Source organism: Colwellia sp. MEBiC06753 (genome assembly GCF_053470325.1).
This window is the reverse complement of sequence record NZ_JBQMTM010000001.1, coordinates 142,733-156,280: the sequence shown is the minus strand read 5'-3', so window position 1 is coordinate 156,280 and position 13,548 is coordinate 142,733. Positions and strand designations below refer to the sequence as shown.

Below are 13,548 nucleotides of genomic sequence, written 5' to 3'. Positions count from 1 at the left end.
TAAAGTACCAGACACCATCAGATATTATTGAATATGATAATGGCGTCGCTCATGTTCATCCCTACGCCCTTTGCTAAATGCCGATACCCGCTTAAGGTAACCAATAACACGAGTGCCATAATCAATGTCGGTTGAATGACACTCTGAGCACGATGGCAGCGTGCGCTTATCAATATGCTGGCATTGATTACACAAGGTAATTTTGACGTTAATACAAAAGTAATTACATCCTGTTTTGGCGGCAATGTTTAATAAGTTCAAAGCATTAGTTGGTGATAACGTTTCTTCTAAATTAAGGTGTAGTGCTGAGCCGCCATCAAGATAACGACTATAATTTTTGCCATGCAAAATAAACTTATCTAAATGATTAATATCGCTATCTTCAACTACATAGAAATATGAGTTATAGCAATCACGAGTCACCTGATAGCCATCTTTGTTATCCCAATAAGCGTTTTTAACTCCTAAGTTTTCAGCCGGCACAAACTCAGTATTAAACTGAAATCCATAGCGCTGTTTTGCCTGACGATTGGCCTGATAAATTATCGCCAACTGCTGATCAACAAATGTTTGGTAGGCCTGATTATTCCCCACTTTTATGCCCTTAAATTCCGCTGCTTCGACCAAGCCATTAATACCCAAAGTTAAGAACTGTTTATCTAGATGAATAAACCCCGCATCGTAAACTGGCAACATACCATGGGCTAAATATTCATCCATAATGCTGCGATAAGCCACTTGGTAACGATGAATTTTTTCAACTTCAGTTAATAAATCTCGGCCATCTTGTATTAATCGATTCATATTCAAGGTGATCACATTAACCGAGCCTGTGGAGACACCACCAGCGCCCAATGTATAAGAAAAAGTATTATCGCTAATTTCATTACGCAGGCGGCAGCACGATGCCAGAGAATCAGCACTTTCCGATTGATAAACGAAAAACGAATTGCCTTCACTCATTTGCTGCGCACACATTTGAGCAAATTCAGTATCTTTGACTAACTCATGCTCGGTTAACATCGCAGCGGTAACCACAGGAAAGGTTAACAATGACTTTTCCCTTTCTGCGTTAAACCAGCGCATAAAATACGCTTGCAGTTGGGCAACACTTTGCCAATTAGGCCTAGTAAAATCAGGAAAAACAAACTCTTGAAATAACGATTCAAAGTAATACTGATCGTAAATCGAAATATTCCAGAAAACGCTTTGATAACCACGTGCTGCCGCTGGTTGATTTAACGCATACACCACATGCTGTAAATGGTTATCTATTTCATCAGCATGGGATGCTAAGTAATTATCACCAAATTCATTACGGGCGAAATAGTCAAAATAAGTAAGAAACTCAACGGTGGCAATGGCGCCAGCAAACTGCGCACTAATGGCAAAGACTAAATTAATAAAACTGCCGCAAAACGATGCTAAATGCTTAGGTGCCTTTGATTCCCCTCCAAGCTTAGTTAAACCATCAAGTAAAAACGGGTAAAGCGAAATTGACGCACAATATGGCTTTAAACTGGTTTCATCATGGACATAAATTTCATGATCAGCGATTTGCCTTAAGTATTCATCAGCAAGTTCAGGTGAAAACAGCTCAGCAATTCTTTGACTAACCTGCGCTCGATTCACCTGAATAAAGTAGTCTTTCATTAATTCGGCCTCAAGTGTGGCGATATTTTTATGAGTAACATTGGCATTGGCATCCATTTTTGAGCCGTCAGCAGCATTGGCTGCATTTAGGTACTCATCAATAAACAGTTGTTTTTCTTTAAGTTGTTCGTCGTTTAAGCGTTGCATAATATTTCTCTTATTATTAGGTGGTTAAGGTGTTTGGAAGCGATGGTTTAAACACCGCTGATTATTCAGATCGTAAAATCGTTGGTTGGTGTTTATATCCGACAGGCCGCCACAGTCCTTTCGCCAAGGACCAAGCTTTACGTAATCAAGATGAGTTAAAATGTGTTTTGGTAGGCGTTCAAGGCCAGTATAAAGACAAGTTTTTAGTTGGTATTGGTGAGCAATAATCAACTTATCAATCAGCGCTTGGCTGCGCCATTCGCCACCAAAAAACAACACACAGGTAATGAGCCCTTGGTAGTGCTGTAATGTTTCACTAAAGTGTTGATTAGTTAATGGCGTGCCGCGGCGGCTATCCCAGGTATCAGCACTATGACAGCCTGAACATCGTAACGGACAGCCACTAATGGTAAACGCCAGACTAATTTCATCCGGCACTTCTTGAAATACTATGGTTGGTGAAAAAGCATTAAACACAACATATAGCCATTAACTTTATTTTGATCACAATATATTGTGTTTGCGTGTTTTGAGATATACCTCTAGATAAGTATTGAATCGATGAATAAAAAGCGATATCAAGGAGTGATGATTCGGTTTACCGCTTCATTAGCGACAACATATGTGCGTTATCATGACTAAGTCAGCGTAGATTCGCCTCAGCAATAAATTATCCACTAATTTTAAAGCGATCAATAATGGCTTTTAACCCATCCATTTCTGCAACAATTTCATTGGTTGATGCTAACATTTGATCTGACGAGACAATAGTTTCACTGGCCTGTGCGGCAATATCAGTTATATTTTGATCAATTTCTTTTGCAACACATGATTGTTGCTCTGCAGCAGAAGCAATCTGCACATTCATATCACGAATAATAGTCACTGCCGAAACAATATCCGTTAGTGCGGCATTAACATTTTCCGTTTGTATTACGCTTTGTTTAGCTTGTTCCTGACTTTCACTAATTGCAGTTACCGCAGCTGTTGATTGCCCCTGTAAACGCTGAATAATAGTGCTAATTTCTTTCGCTGACTCTTGCGTGCGCCCTGCTAACGTTCTTACTTCGTCGGCAACCACTGCAAAACCTCGCCCTTGTTCACCAGCGCGAGCCGCTTCAATTGCCGCGTTAAGGGCTAGTAAATTGGTTTGCTCCGCAATTGCGGTAATAACTTCCAATACTTTACTGACTTCTTTACTGTCATCGGCTAAATTTGTAATCACTTCTACAGCGCTAGTGACTTGCGCTGCCATGGTATGAATACCTTTTTCTGCGGCAGAAACCGTATCGTAGCCTACTCTTACTTTATCTTCGGCGTTATCGGCAGCCGCTGAAGCATCAACGGCATTTTCTGCGACACCGTTTACGGTAACGGCCATTTCGTTCATTGCCGCCGCTAACTGATCTATATCCAAATGCTGTTTTTGTACGCCAGCGCTAGTTTTTTCTGATGAACGCTTTACCCTTTCAGCGCAGTTATTAGTTTTATCGTAAGCCCCATTAACACTAACAATTATTTCACCTACTTGATCCAGCATCTGGTTATATGCATTGATAATATCGCCAATTTCGTTGTCTTTTAACGACGAGTCTTGCGCTATTTTATGGGAAAAATCACCATTACTCACATCAATCAAACTAAGCTGAATGAGTTTTAAATTATCCATTAATTCAGATAAGCCAAAGATCCGGCCTAGCACCACCAGCACCAGTATCATCACCGTAGTAAAAAATGTAATGTACTGAATGTCTTTAATTTGAGCATTGGCGCTGTCAGCCATCATACCCACAGCAATATTCATTTCTTGCAATACTGTTACTGACAAATTATTTAAATCTGTTAATGCGCTATTTTCCTGAGCAATATAGTTATCAATTGCCGTTTTATATAACTGCCAAGAATGATTAACTTTATTAAGCTGGTTAACAATTTCAGGCTCAGTAACTTGTTCAATTCCTAGTGCTTCGTCACCATTAACTAACTTTTGCAATGCTGATTCAAATAAGCCTACAGTTTCTCGCATACTTTGTTCAGAGAGCGCTCCTTGCTTAACTAGCAAGGTTTCTTTACCTAGTTTTTGGCTCAACATTCGTTGCTTACCCGCTAAGTTAATAGTTTCAGCCGAGTTACCCAATGATAAAAACATAGTAATAGAACCTGTTAACGCAAAAACAAAAATCAAGGCATAGGAAAAAGCAAACTGCGCACTTAGTGTTTTAAAGCCAAGACTTCGCAAAGTAACATCGATTACATGTGTGATTTGGTGGTGGATGGTGTTCATTTGCACTCCTTTATCCGTGCTTTACAATAAGTTTTTATTTGCCTGTTTTTGCAGCCTGGCGCTTGCATACATCAAGTGAGCTACATGCAGCCGCCACAGCTACTACAACGCCAATCTTTAGCATTAACCGCCTGATAAAACCATTCAAAATATTGTGGTTCAGTTGGTATTTGGTGTTGCTCAAAGACATCAAGCAGCCACTCGGCATTTGATGTTATCCAAAGTTCAAATGGCTCACCTTCGATAAAATCATCATCGTCAGGAAAGCAATAACTGAAATTGCCATAAGTACCCATATCGTTATCGGCATATTTTTGCGGAAGCACAATAGGCAAACCTTGATACGTTATTTGCCAATGGCCTAAACACAATGTATGTCCTTGTGCTGACCACTTGGCTGTAAATGGATTGTCAGCCATACGCTACTATCTGTTAAATTTCACACCGCGAGTTGGTTTCAATTTTTGGCCGAGCGTCACTATTTGTTGGGGTTAAATGGTAAGGACTTTCGATATATGACATATCCTCTGCGGAAACGTCCAAGTTCTTAATTTGACCATCGCAAATTGAATATATCCAACCATGAATTGATAGCGGCTGCTGCCGTTGCCACGCATGTTGAACCACTTTAGTTCGGGCTAAATTTTTCACCTGCTCTATAACATTAAGCTCGCATAACCGATTAATTTTTTGCTCGCGAAAACGCAGTAAATCAATTTCTTCAAGATGCTTGACATAAATATCTTTAATTTGCCCTAGCCAGTTATCAACTATGCCGTGCTCCTCATTGCCCATTGCTGCTTGTACACCACCACACCCGTAATGACCACAAACAATAATATGTTTCACTTTCAACACTTCCACAGCATATTGAATTACCGAAAGGCAATTAAAATCAGTAAGTTGAACCGCATTAGCAATATTACGGTGGACAAATAATTCACCGGGAGCCAAGCCAACAATTTCATTGGCTGGCACCCGAGAATCTGAGCAACCTATCCATAAATATTCCGGGTGTTGCTGTGCGGCTAGGCGATGAAAAAATTCGCCATCGCTGTCTTTGCAAGATTTCGCCCATTGAATATTATTGGTTAATAACTGCGTTACATCACACATCGTTAGTGACTTCTCTTTTGCTTTGTTACTTTTGACTTAGTTACTTATTACTTAGTTACTTTTTATCTACTGCTGCGCTAATAACGCTCCTATTGCACTAACGGAGAACCGTCATAATCAAAATTGAAACCAGAGATGTCGGCGTCTTGAATCAATTGTTGAATATATTGCGCAATATTTTTACGCTGCACTTTGTCATTTAAGTAAGTCATGACTTTGTCTTTCACATACTCAAACGGTAAGGGCACGCCTGCCACTTTTCGATCGATAATCACAATATGAAAGCCGTAGCGAGATTCAATAGGATATTGAATAAGCCCCTGCTCAGCTTTAAATAGTTGACGCTCAAACTCGGGCACGGTTTGTCCTTGGCTAATTTGACCAAGATTACCGTTCATGGCTTTTGACGGGCAAGCGGAATGGCTAGCCACTAATTCATTAAAGCTCGTAGGTGAATTCGTTAACGTTTGAATCATATCATCGGCGACATCTTTTAATCGCATACGCTCGTTAGTATCATCAGGCGCAGCTGCTAATAAGATATGGCGTACTTCCAGCAAAGGAGACGTGGTAAACTTTTGCTTATTTTGCTGATAAAAACGTTCACATTCGGCGGTTGACGCAACCGGTGAGGCATATTCAAGCTCGATAAGCTGGTTAATCAACTCATATTCTGATTGTGTATCTAATGCGATTTCATTAAATGGCACATTAAGTTCCTGTGCTTTTTGTTTAATTAGTTCGCCAATAATTAAATATTCCGCCGCTTTAACCATGCTTTGGCGTTTGGATGACGCTGGGTGATATTGCATTTCCGCCAATACACTTTGTTCAGTAATTAGCTTGCCATTAACGGTGATTTCCGGTACTTCTGACGGAATATCGTTGACCCGTTTGGCTGCTTGTAATTCATCTTCTACTTCAGAAAAATCGCCATGATTAATCGCCGGATTGTCAATTTCACCGTGATGACCGTCACAAGCATGATGGTGTTGATGCTCAGCAATAGGAGCGGCATTGATAATTTCCATGGTTCTTCCTTAGCCTGCTGTGAGGCGTTGGTATTAACTTTTAATTAGCGACTTGATGGCTTTTTTCCAACACATCAACAGGTGAATAAATCACTAGGTAAAAATTAACATTGAGTAAGATAGCGATAGGTTATTCGTCAATTGCTTTCCTTTCCCTCTTTAATCACAGAAATCGGACTTTAGGCAAAGCTGCAGAGAGTTTTAGACCATGAGCATATTAAAATATGTGATTGGGCTAAAACTCGACAGCAATGCCGCGTAAAGTTCGAGTTCGAAGATTATTTCGCGCGAACTACCTGATAGTTACGAGTGAAATATTTCACTGGCACGCTCCAAATATGCACTAAGCGACTAAATGGAAATAATACAAACAAGGTCATCCCCAGAAAGATATGCAGTTTGTAAATAAGTCCAACCGTGCTAAGTGATGCCGCAGCCTGCGTCATGTCAAAGGTGACAATATTTTGCGCCCAGCTCATCATTTTCAGCATTTCACTACCATCTAAATGACCCAGTGAAAAGAAGATACTGATTAAACCTAACACCAGCTGCACAAAAATAAGCACCAGAATCAGGATGTCCATAGTTGTACTTGTCGCACGCACACGTGGGTTGTTTAATCGGCGGTTAAGTAAAATAACAATGCCGTATAAACACACTAGGCCAAAGAAGCCACCCGCGCCCATTGCGATGAGTTGTTTAGTTGCAGGGGTTACACCTAACACATCCCACACTTGGTGAGGCGTTAGCAAACCAACAAAGTGGCCAGCTAATACCGCGATAATACCGATGTGAAACGCCATAGAGCCTTTTTTAATGCCCTTGCTTTCTAACATTTGGCTTGAACCTGTTTTCCAGGTGTATTGCTCTCGGTCATATCGCAACATGCAACCAACAATAAACACAGTCATTGCAATATAAGGATATAAACCAAATAGTAAGGTATTTAAGTAATCCATGATTAGTGACCTCCAGAGACAGTTGAAGTTTGCATCGCATCTTTTGCTAATGTTTCGGCAACCACTGCATCCATCATTTGAATAGGAACTTGTTGATCTCGCCGTTGGCTTTGAGATGGGCGATTGGTTGCGCTGCCGCAAGCATCATTGCTGCTGTCAGGACCAAACTTAACCATCTCTTCTTCCCAGACTTTGTCGATCGCTTCTTTGGTATCGTCTCGTTTTTCACCTTTGACCTGATCCCATAAATCGTCATAATCAACCTTAGCGCCCGATAAGTTTACTAAAGCTTCAAATAAGTCTTCATAATCACTGTCGCGTTGCGCTAAACGTACTTTTAATACTGCTAAAATATGGGCAACATCTTGTAACCAAGCCTGAGCGTTTTCCATGCCTTGGGTAGATAAGAACTCTAAAAACAGCGGAATGTAATCAGGCAGCTCTCGCAAACCAATTTCTAAACCAGCGTCTTTATACTGAGCAATTAAATCAATCATTGCCTGACCACGGTCACGGCTTTCGCCGTGCACATGTTCAAATAACAGCAAAGATAACGAACGACCGCGTTCAAATAACGCATCATAGTCTGATTGCCAGTCCAAAATATCCATCGCGCATCTATCATCAAAGAACTTGATTAATTTGTGCTTATCACTTGCGGTTAAGTGATTGTCATTAGCAATCGCTTGGACAACATCTTCTGACGCCGCTACCAGCTCTTGGGTTGGGTAATCAATTAACCGTGAAATTATTGTTAAAATTTCCATGATGCCTCCTACTCGTTTGGATCTACGATGCTGACAGGGATCACCTGACGCTCGGTTTGATTTTTACCACCAAATAAATTGGTGCCAGTAGAGCCGGTTGCACAACCATTGCCAAAGCTAAAGCCACAACCTGATTTTTCATCGTAAGCATTTTCAGTGTGTACTTTATGACTGGTAGGAATAACAAACCTATCTTCATAGTTTGCAATAGCCATAGTGTGGTACATCTCTTCCACTTGATACTTATTCAGCCCAACTTGCTCAAGCACTGCTAAGTCTTCAACTTTGTCAACCTGCTGTGAACGTTTGTACGCGCGCATGGCCAACATTCTTTCAAGTGCCTCGATGACTGGTTTTTCATCACCAGCGGTTAGCAAGTTCGCTAAATACTTCATCGGAATACGCAGTGATTTCAAATCTGGAATCACGCCGTTTTGACCGACATGACCTGACTCAATCGCGGTTTGTACGGGGCTTAATGGCGGCACATACCACACCATAGGTAAAGTGCGATACTCAGGGTGTAATGGTAATGCAACCTTCCAGTCCATCGCCATTTTATAAACCGGCGACTGCACTGCGGCGTCAAGCCAGGCCTGCGGAATGCCTTCTTTACGCGCAGCCGCCTGAACTGCTTCATCGTTAGGATCTAAGAAGATGTCACATTGTGCTTGATACAAGTCTTGTTCATTAGCAACTGACGCTGCTTCTTCAATGCGATCAGCATCATAAAGCATAACGCCAAGGTAACGAATACGACCAACACACGTTTCAGAACATACCGTTGGTTGACCTGATTCAATACGTGGATAACAGAAAATACATTTTTCCGATTTTCCAGTTTTCCAGTTGTAGTAAATCTTTTTATAAGGACAGCCAGAAACACACATTCTCCAGCCGCGACACTTATCTTGGTCAATGAGGACAATGCCATCTTCTTCACGCTTGTAGATAGCGCCACTTGGACAACTAGCAACACATGCTGGGTTTAAGCAATGCTCACATAAACGTGGCAGATACATCATAAAGGTTTTTTCAAACTCGCCATACATGTCTGCTTGAACATGATCAAAGTTTTTATCGGCTTTACGGTGTTTAAACTCGGTACCCAGAATTTCTTCCCAGTTAGGCCCCCAGTTAATTTTTTCCATACGTTGACCCGAAATCAACGAGCGAGGACGAGCAACCGGTTGATGTTTTGACTCACCCGCTTTGTGTAAATGCTGGTAGTCAAAGTCAAATGGTTCATAGTAGTCATCGATTTCAGGTAAATCAGGGTTAGCAAAGATATTCGCTAAAATACGGCGCTTATTACCTTGTTTCGGCTCTAATTTGCCTGCTGAGTTACGCACCCAACCACCATTCCATTTATCTTGGTTTTCCCACTCTTTCGGGTAACCAACACCTGGCTTAGATTCAACATTGTTAAACCAAGCGTATTCAACCCCTTCTCTTGAGGTCCAAACGTTTTTACAAGTAACTGAACAAGTGTGACAACCGATACATTTGTCTAAGTTCAGCACCATTCCTATTTGCGCTCTTACTTTCATCTCGGCTCTCCTACTGCTTAAACTCGTTAAGTTCTTCATTAGATTGGTCTTTGCCGCCATGAGTGGCTTCATCATCTAACCAATCAACTTTTGCCATTTTACGAACAATGACGAACTCGTCGCGGTTACAACCAACGGTGCCGTAGTAGTTAAAGCCGTAAGATTGTTGGGCATATCCACCAATCATATGGGTAGGTTTCATCACGGCGCGGGTTACTGAGTTATGAATACCACCACGAGTTTGGGTAGTTTCAGCGCCAGGCACGTTAACAATACGCTCCTGTGCGTGATACATCATACTCATACCTTCTGGTACCCGTTGTGAAACAACGGCACGTGCAGCAATAGCACCATTAACGTTGAATACTTCAATCCAGTCGTTATCAACAATGCCTGCTTTTTCGGCGTCAACTTCTGAGATCCAAACAATTGGTCCACCACGTGATAATGTCAGCATCAGTAAGTTGTCTGAGTACGTTGAGTGAATCCCCCATTTTTGATGTGGCGTAATCCAGTTCAGCGCAATTTCCGTATTGCCGTTTGGCTTTTTGTTCATCAATGGCTGAACGGTTTTTAAGTTAATTGGTGGCTTGTACAAACACATGGTTTCACCAAAGTCTCTCATCCATTCATGATCTTGATAGAATTGCTGACGACCAGTAATGGTACGCCAAGGAATGAGTTCATGAACGTTGGTATAACCCGCGTTGTAAGAGACATGCTCATCTTCTAAGCCTGACCAAGTAGGCGATGAAATGATCTTACGCGGCTGCGCTTGAATATCTCTAAAGCGAATTTTCTCTTCTTGTTTCGGCTTAGCTAAATGAGTGTGATCGCGACCAGTAATTTTGCCTAGCGCATCCCACGCTTTTACCGCTACCGTACCGTTAGTTTCTGGAGCTAGCGATAAAATAACTTCACAAGCATCTATAGCTGAATCAATTTTAGGTCGGCCTTCATTAGCTCCTTGATGATGCACCCTGTTTAGCTTTCCTAAGAAATCAACTTCTTCTTGTGTATCCCAATTAATGCCTTTGCCGCCATTACCTAATTTATCCATTAATGGCCCCAATGAGGTAAAGCGGGCATAGGTATTCGGGTAATCACGCTCAACTTCCACCATATTTGGTGCAGTTTTACCTGGAATTAAATCACACTCGCCTTTCCACCAAGACTTAACACCAAACGGTTGGGCAATTTCAGCTGGCGTGTCATGTAAAATCGGCACTGTTACTAGGTCTTTTTCTTTACCTAAGTGGCTTGTGCCATCTGGCCCAGTGGTTAATTCAGAGAACTTCTTGGCAATACCCTTGAAAATATCCCAGTCACTGCGTGCTTCCCACACCGGATCTACCGCTTTAGATAACGGGTGAATAAACGGATGCATATCTGAGGTATTCATATCGTCTTTTTCGTACCAAGTTGCCGTTGGTAACACGATGTCCGAATACATACAGGTGGTAGACATACGAAAATCAAGGGTAACAAATAAGTCAACTTTGCCTTCGGCGCCTTGGTCTTCAAATTTCACATCTTCAGGTTTTTTATCACCTGCTTCACCTAAGTCTTTGCCCATCAAGCCATGTTTGGTGCCAAGTAAATGTCTCAGCATATACTCATGACCTTTACCTGATGAACCTAATAGGTTTGAACGCCAGATAAACATATTTCGTGGGAAGTTTTGAGGATTATCAGGCTCTTCACAGGCAAACTTTAAGTCGCCAGATTTTAACTGCTCAACCGCGTAATCTTTCGGCGATTTGCCATCAGCCTCTGCCGCTTTACACAATTCCAACGGGTTCATCCCCAACTGCGGTGCTGAAGGTAACCAGCCCATACGCTCAGCGCGCGCGTTAAAGTCGATTATCGAGCCCGACCATTTTGCTTTATCTGCTAATGGTGAAACCACTTCATCCATCGCCAATTTTTCATAACGCCATTGGCTAGAGTGATTGTAGAAGAACGAAGTACCATTCATATGACGAGGCGGACGTTGCCAGTCAAGGCCAAATGCCAGCGGCTGCCAGCCCGTTTGTGGACGTAGTTTTTCTTGACCCACATAATGTGCCCAGCCACCACCTGATTGACCGATACAACCACACATCATTAGCATGTTGATCAAACCACGATAGTTCATATCCATGTGGTACCAGTGGTTTAGTGCGGCACCAACAATTACCATAGAGCGGCCACGCGTTTTGTCAGCATTATCGGCAAACTCTTTCGCGACTTTGATGACATCTTCTGGGCGACAACCAGTAATTTTTTCCTGCCACTTAGGAGTATAAGGCAAGTCTTGATCGTATGAAGTTGCGCAATTTTCGCAGTCATAACCGTTATCAACACCATAGTTGGCTAAGGTTAAGTCAAACACTGTAGTCACGAATGTTTCAGTACCATCGGCTAAAGTGATTTTCTTCGCAGGCACTTTGCGATTAATAATGTCGCTGTGCTCAGTGTGATCGAAATAGCTATGTTCATGGGCATTCGCTTCGGTAGCAAAGTATGGGAATGCGACATCAACAATTTGATCGTGACCTTGTTTCAAACTTAATTGTAAGGTGACTTCATCGCCGGTTTTGCCATCACGTTGTTCGATATTCCACTTACCGCGCTTACGGCCATCTTCACCCCAGCGATAACCCACCGCACCGTTTGGCGAAATCAGTTCACCATTGGATTCATTTACGGCAATAGTTTTCCACTCAGGGTTATTATCTTGGCCTAAGTTATCGGCTAAATCAGACGCACGTAGGAAACGCCCTTGAATAAGCTTGCCGTCTTTCTCGTCAAGTAACACCAGCATTGGGAAATCGGTGGTAGAGCGCACATATTCATTAAAGTATTCGCTTTTACCTGTGGTGTGATATTCCTTGAGAATAACGTGACCAAATGCCATGGCTAATGCGGCATCAGTACCTTGCTTCGGAGCTAACCATTGATCAGTAAGTTTTGACAGCTCAGAGTAATCAGAGGTGATAGAAACAACTTTTGTACCTTTATAGCGCACTTCCGTTAAGAAGTGAGCATCAGGCGTACGAGTTTGGGGAACGTTAGAGCCCCAAGCAATAATATAATTTGAATTATACCAATCAGCAGACTCAGGTACATCAGTTTGCTCACCCCAAATTTGTGGCGATGCTGGCGGTAAATCACAGTACCAGTCATAAAAGCTTAAGCAGTTACCACCAATTAATGATAAGTAACGAGCACCCGCTGCATAAGACACCATAGACATTGCTGGAATTGGTGAGAAACCGCTAACACGATCAGGGCCATAGGTTTTGGTGGTGTAGATATTGGCGGCCGCAATAATTTCATTAACTTCTTGCCAATCTGCACGTACAAAACCACCTAAACCGCGTTGCTGCTTGTAGGACTGGGCTTTTGCTTTATCTTCAACAATCGACTGCCATGCGACAACAGGATCATTGTGTTGCGCTTTAGCTTCGCGCCAAAGTTTAATTAATTTTTTACGAACTTTAGGATATTTAAGGCGGTTAGCACTGTAGATATACCAAGAATATGACGCCCCACGAGGGCAACCACGAGGCTCATGATTAGGTAAATCAGGGCGAGTACGTGGATAATCCGTTTGTTGTGTTTCCCATGTCACTAACCCATCTTTAACGTAAATTTTCCAACTACAAGAGCCGGTACAGTTTACGCCATGAGTTGAACGAACAATTTTGTCATGCTGCCAACGACGGCGATAGCCGTCTTCCCAGCCACGATCTTCTTCTGTAGTGACACCATGGTCACCTGAGAAGCTTTCAGATTTAGGCTTAAAAAAGCGTAATCTATCCAAAAAACGACTCATATTATTCTCCAAGCATTTTATAGTTTGGAGTCATCATAGAGCAGTCGACTAAAGGAAAATTGATCTAGGTCAAGTTTTAAAAAATGCTAAAATTCATACTATTACGTATCTACCACCTTATGGGTATAAAGGTTATTCGCGCTTTTTCGGTAGAATAAGGCGTTGCCAGTAGCACAGACAAAAATATGCGAGTTTGCAGCGAAAAATCGGTTTTTGTAGGT

General features: G+C 41.9%; 10 protein-coding genes. All 10 read right to left on the bottom strand.

The features are described from left to right. Positions 1 to 24: 24 nt before the first annotated feature. The 10 genes from nrdD to ACOB82_RS00675 all read right to left on the bottom strand — a co-directional run bounded on the left by nrdD (position 25) and on the right by ACOB82_RS00675 (position 13,327). Positions 25 to 1,800: an anaerobic ribonucleoside-triphosphate reductase gene (nrdD, locus tag ACOB82_RS00720; protein WP_448210988.1), complete on the bottom strand. Its 1,776-nt coding sequence runs from the start codon at positions 1,798 to 1,800 to the stop codon at positions 25 to 27. A gap of 24 nt (positions 1,801 to 1,824) precedes the next feature. Continuing rightward, positions 1,825 to 2,277, bottom strand: coding sequence for an anaerobic ribonucleoside-triphosphate reductase activating protein (gene nrdG, locus ACOB82_RS00715; RefSeq protein WP_448210987.1), 453 nt, complete (start codon positions 2,275 to 2,277; stop codon positions 1,825 to 1,827). Between the two features lie 193 nt (positions 2,278 to 2,470). Further along, complete coding sequence (locus ACOB82_RS00710) at positions 2,471 to 4,084, bottom strand: methyl-accepting chemotaxis protein (RefSeq protein ID WP_448210986.1); 1,614 nt, start codon at positions 4,082 to 4,084, stop codon at positions 2,471 to 2,473. 80 nt (positions 4,085 to 4,164) lie between these two features. Beyond that, on the bottom strand, positions 4,165 to 4,503 hold the full coding sequence (locus tag ACOB82_RS00705) for a hypothetical protein (RefSeq protein ID WP_448210985.1): 339 nt from the start codon (positions 4,501 to 4,503) through the stop codon (positions 4,165 to 4,167). Positions 4,504 to 4,516: 13 nt separating this feature from the next. Then, the gene (gene can / locus ACOB82_RS00700; RefSeq protein WP_448210984.1) at positions 4,517 to 5,200 is read right to left on the bottom strand and encodes a carbonate dehydratase; all 684 of its coding nucleotides are present in this window, start codon (positions 5,198 to 5,200) and stop codon (positions 4,517 to 4,519) included. 89 nt (positions 5,201 to 5,289) lie between these two features. Beyond that, entirely contained in the window at positions 5,290 to 6,231 is a 942-nt protein-coding gene (locus ACOB82_RS00695) for a peptidylprolyl isomerase (RefSeq protein ID WP_448210983.1), read from the bottom strand. 278 nt (positions 6,232 to 6,509) lie between these two features. Beyond that, positions 6,510 to 7,190, bottom strand: coding sequence for a respiratory nitrate reductase subunit gamma (gene narI / locus ACOB82_RS00690; RefSeq protein ID WP_448210982.1), 681 nt, complete (start codon positions 7,188 to 7,190; stop codon positions 6,510 to 6,512). A gap of 2 nt (positions 7,191 to 7,192) precedes the next feature. Continuing rightward, positions 7,193 to 7,957 carry a nitrate reductase molybdenum cofactor assembly chaperone gene (gene narJ, locus ACOB82_RS00685; RefSeq protein WP_448210981.1) on the bottom strand — a complete coding sequence of 255 codons (765 nt, stop codon included), beginning with the start codon at positions 7,955 to 7,957 and terminating at the stop codon, positions 7,193 to 7,195. A gap of 8 nt (positions 7,958 to 7,965) precedes the next feature. Next, on the bottom strand, positions 7,966 to 9,507 hold the full coding sequence (narH, locus tag ACOB82_RS00680) for a nitrate reductase subunit beta (RefSeq protein ID WP_448210980.1): 1,542 nt from the start codon (positions 9,505 to 9,507) through the stop codon (positions 7,966 to 7,968). 10 nt (positions 9,508 to 9,517) lie between these two features. Further along, entirely contained in the window at positions 9,518 to 13,327 is a 3,810-nt protein-coding gene (locus tag ACOB82_RS00675) for a nitrate reductase subunit alpha (protein ID WP_448210979.1), read from the bottom strand. Positions 13,328 to 13,548: the final 221 nt, after the last annotated feature.

Bases quoted from the DNA above. Each gene is read 5' to 3' on its own strand.
- nrdD (WP_448210988.1), bottom strand. From the start codon at position 1,800: ATGCAACGCTTAAACGACGAACAACTTAAAGAAAAACAACTGTTTATT.
- ACOB82_RS00710 (WP_448210986.1), bottom strand. From the start codon at position 4,084: ATGAACACCATCCACCACCAAATCACACATGTAATCGATGTTACTTTG.
- ACOB82_RS00705 (WP_448210985.1), bottom strand. From the start codon at position 4,503: ATGGCTGACAATCCATTTACAGCCAAGTGGTCAGCACAAGGACATACA.
- can (WP_448210984.1), bottom strand. From the start codon at position 5,200: ATGTGTGATGTAACGCAGTTATTAACCAATAATATTCAATGGGCGAAA.
- ACOB82_RS00695 (WP_448210983.1), bottom strand. From the start codon at position 6,231: ATGGAAATTATCAATGCCGCTCCTATTGCTGAGCATCAACACCATCAT.
- narI (WP_448210982.1), bottom strand. From the start codon at position 7,190: ATGGATTACTTAAATACCTTACTATTTGGTTTATATCCTTATATTGCA.
- narJ (WP_448210981.1), bottom strand. From the start codon at position 7,957: ATGGAAATTTTAACAATAATTTCACGGTTAATTGATTACCCAACCCAA.
- narH (WP_448210980.1), bottom strand. From the start codon at position 9,507: ATGAAAGTAAGAGCGCAAATAGGAATGGTGCTGAACTTAGACAAATGT.
- ACOB82_RS00675 (WP_448210979.1), bottom strand. From the start codon at position 13,327: ATGAGTCGTTTTTTGGATAGATTACGCTTTTTTAAGCCTAAATCTGAA.